Origin of the sequence: Actinomadura rubrisoli, assembly GCF_004349215.1 — a bacterium.
GTDB lineage: Bacteria > Actinomycetota > Actinomycetes > Streptosporangiales > Streptosporangiaceae > Spirillospora > Spirillospora rubrisoli.
This window is the reverse complement of the sequence record NZ_SMKU01000598.1, coordinates 1-2,806: the sequence shown is the minus strand read 5'-3', so window position 1 is coordinate 2,806 and position 2,806 is coordinate 1. Positions and strand designations below refer to the sequence as shown.

The window sequence follows — 2,806 nt, the reverse complement described above, 5'->3', positions numbered from 1 at the left end:
GGCGCGGGCGGCACGCTCAAGGTCGTCGGGTCGTCCGACGTGGACCATCTCGACAGCTCCAGCGTCTACACGACCTGGGGCAACCTGCTGGCCCGCCAGTTCGCCCGGACGCTGTTCGGCTTCGCGGCGTCCAACGAGTTCGACGAGGCCGTCAAGGTGCGGCCGGACGTCGCGGCGGAGATCCCGACCGTCCAGAACGGCGGCCTCAGCCAGGACGGCCGGACCTACACCATCAAGCTGCGCGGCGGCGTGCTGTGGAACACCAGCCCGCCCCGCGAGGTCACGGCCGCCGACTTCGTCCGCGGCATCAAGCGGGTCTGCAACCCGGCCAAGCCGTCGGGCGGCAAGGCGTACTACTCCGAGACCATCACCGGGATGGCCGACTTCTGCACGGGCTACGCGAAGGTCGACCCGAAGAGCGCCCCGGCGATGGCGTCCTACCAGGACGAGACCAAGGTCTCCGGCCTCGTCGCCAAGGACGCCAAGACGCTCGTCGTCAGGCTGAAGCAGCCCGCGAGCGACTTCACCAACATCCTCGCGCTGGAATTCTCCGCCGCCGCCCCTCAGGAGTATGACCGCTACATCCCCGACAGCCCGGAATTCCGCCGGCACACGATCTCCAACGGGCCGTACCAGATCACCGCGTACTCGCCCAACAAGCAGTACATCCTGGACAAGAACCCGAACTGGAAGGCCCAGTCCGACCCGACGCGCGCGCAGAACCCCGACCGCATCCAGGTCACCATGGGGCAGGACTCGCCCGACGTGGTGCAGCAGCAGCTTGAGCAGGGCTCGGCCGACCTGTCCTGGGACCAGCCGGTGCCCACCTCCCGCATCCCGGGCCTGAAGTCCGACCCCAACTTCAAGATCATGGACGGGTCGGCGAGCAACCCCTACCTCGTCCTGAACACCCTCAGCCCGAACAACGGCGGGGCGCTGGGCAAGAAGGAGGTCCGGCAGGCGATCAACTACGCGGTCGACAAGACCGCGCTGGTCCAGATCTACGGCGGCCCGGACGTCAGCGAGGTCCTCAACCAGGTCATCCCGCCGCGCAGCGTCGGCCACCAGCCGTTCGACCTGTACCCGACGCCGGGCAACGCCGGCGACCCCAACAAGTGCAGGCAACTGCTCGCGCAGGCCGGGTACCCCAACGGGCTGTCGCTGAGGTTCCCGTACCGGGTCAGCAGCAACCACCCGAAGGTCGCGCAGTCGGTGCAGGCGAACCTGAAGTCCTGCGGCATCACCGCGAACCTGACGCCCGACACCAACGGCACCTTCTACAACACCACACTGGTGACGCCCGCCGACGCCAAGGCCGGCAAGTGGGACCTGGCGGGGCCGGGCTGGGTGCCCGACTGGTACGGCAACAACGGCCGCACCAACATCGTCCCGCTGTTCGACGGCCGCCAGTACGGGCCCAACTCCACCGACTACGGCGGCTACGACGACCCGGCCGTCAACGCCCTCGTCGACCAGGCGCTCAAGGCCAAGGACGCCGGCACCGCCGCCGGGTTCTGGGCGCGCGCCGACCGGCTGATCATGCAGGACGCGGCGGTGGTGCCGCTGATGAACCAGAAGTACCCGATCTTCCATTCCCCGCGGGTGAAGAACGCCCGCTACCTGCCGCAGTACCAGGCGTTCGACCTCGGGCAGGTGAGGCTCTCCTAAGGCGCCCTAGCGGTGGGCCGCACCATCCCCGACGCGAAGGGACGGCGATGAGCCTTCTCCAGGTGACCGACCTGCGGGTCTCCTTCCCCACCCCCGACGGGGTGGTGCGCGCCGTACGCGGCGTGTCGTTCGACGTCGACCGGGGCCGCACCCTGGGCATCGTCGGCGAGTCCGGCTCGGGCAAGAGCGTCAGCACGCAGACGCTGATGGGGCTGACGCCGGGCGCGCGGGTGAGCGGGCGTGCCCTGTTCGAGGGCCGGGACCTGCTGACCGCGGGGGAGCGGGAGCTGCGCCGGATCCGCGGCGCCGAGATCGGCATGATCTTCCAGGACCCGCTGTCCAGCCTCCACCCCCTGTACCGGGTCGGCCGGCAGATCGAGGAGATGATCAAGGCGCACGAGCCGGCGGCGGGCCGCCGGGAGGTCCGCGAGCGGGCGGTGGAGATGCTCGGCCTGGTCGGCATCCCGCACCCCGCCCGCCGCGCCGAGGAGTACCCGCACCAGTTCTCCGGCGGCATGCGCCAGCGCGCGATGATCGCGATGGCGCTCGCGCTGAACCCCAAGCTGATCATCGCGGACGAGCCGACGACCGCGCTGGACGCGACCGTCCAGGCCCAGATCCTGGACCTGATGCGGCGGCTGCAGGCCGAGTTCGGCACCGCCCTCATCATGATCACCCACGATCTGGGGGTGATCGCTGACATGGCGGACGACGTGCTGGTCATGTACGGGGGGAAGGCGGCCGAGCGCGCCGGGCGCCGCCCGCTCTACTACCGCCCGCACCACCCCTACACCAAGGGCCTGCTGGAGTCGGCGCCCTCCGCCGCCGGGGGCCGGGACCGCCTCAGGCCGATCCCCGGCCAGCCGCCGAGCCTGATCAACCTGCCGTCCGGCTGCGTGTTCCATCCGCGCTGCGCGTACGTGATGGACCGCTGCGTCCCCGACGACCCGCCCCTGGAGCCCGTCTCCGGCGACGACCCGGCGCACGTGTCGGCCTGCTGGCTGCCGCACGAGGCGGCCGGGCTGGACGAGGCCGCCGAGCACCTGCGGCTGCGCGCCGTCGAGTCCGGCCGCACCGCGCCCCCCGACCGCCTCCACGACACCAACGCGGACACTACGGCGGCGGACGGCGGCCCGGC

At 71.0% G+C, this 2,806-nt stretch carries 2 protein-coding genes; both read left to right on the top strand.

Annotation, left to right across the window (positions count from 1 at the left end):
* Positions 1 to 1,668 (top strand): ABC transporter substrate-binding protein (locus E1298_RS45855; protein ID WP_131903643.1); only part of this gene is annotated, 1,668 nt, incomplete at its 5' end.
* 47 nt (positions 1,669 to 1,715) lie between these two features.
* A partial coding sequence (locus E1298_RS45850; RefSeq protein WP_131903642.1) for an ABC transporter ATP-binding protein occupies positions 1,716 to 2,806 on the top strand: 1,091 nt, incomplete at its 3' end.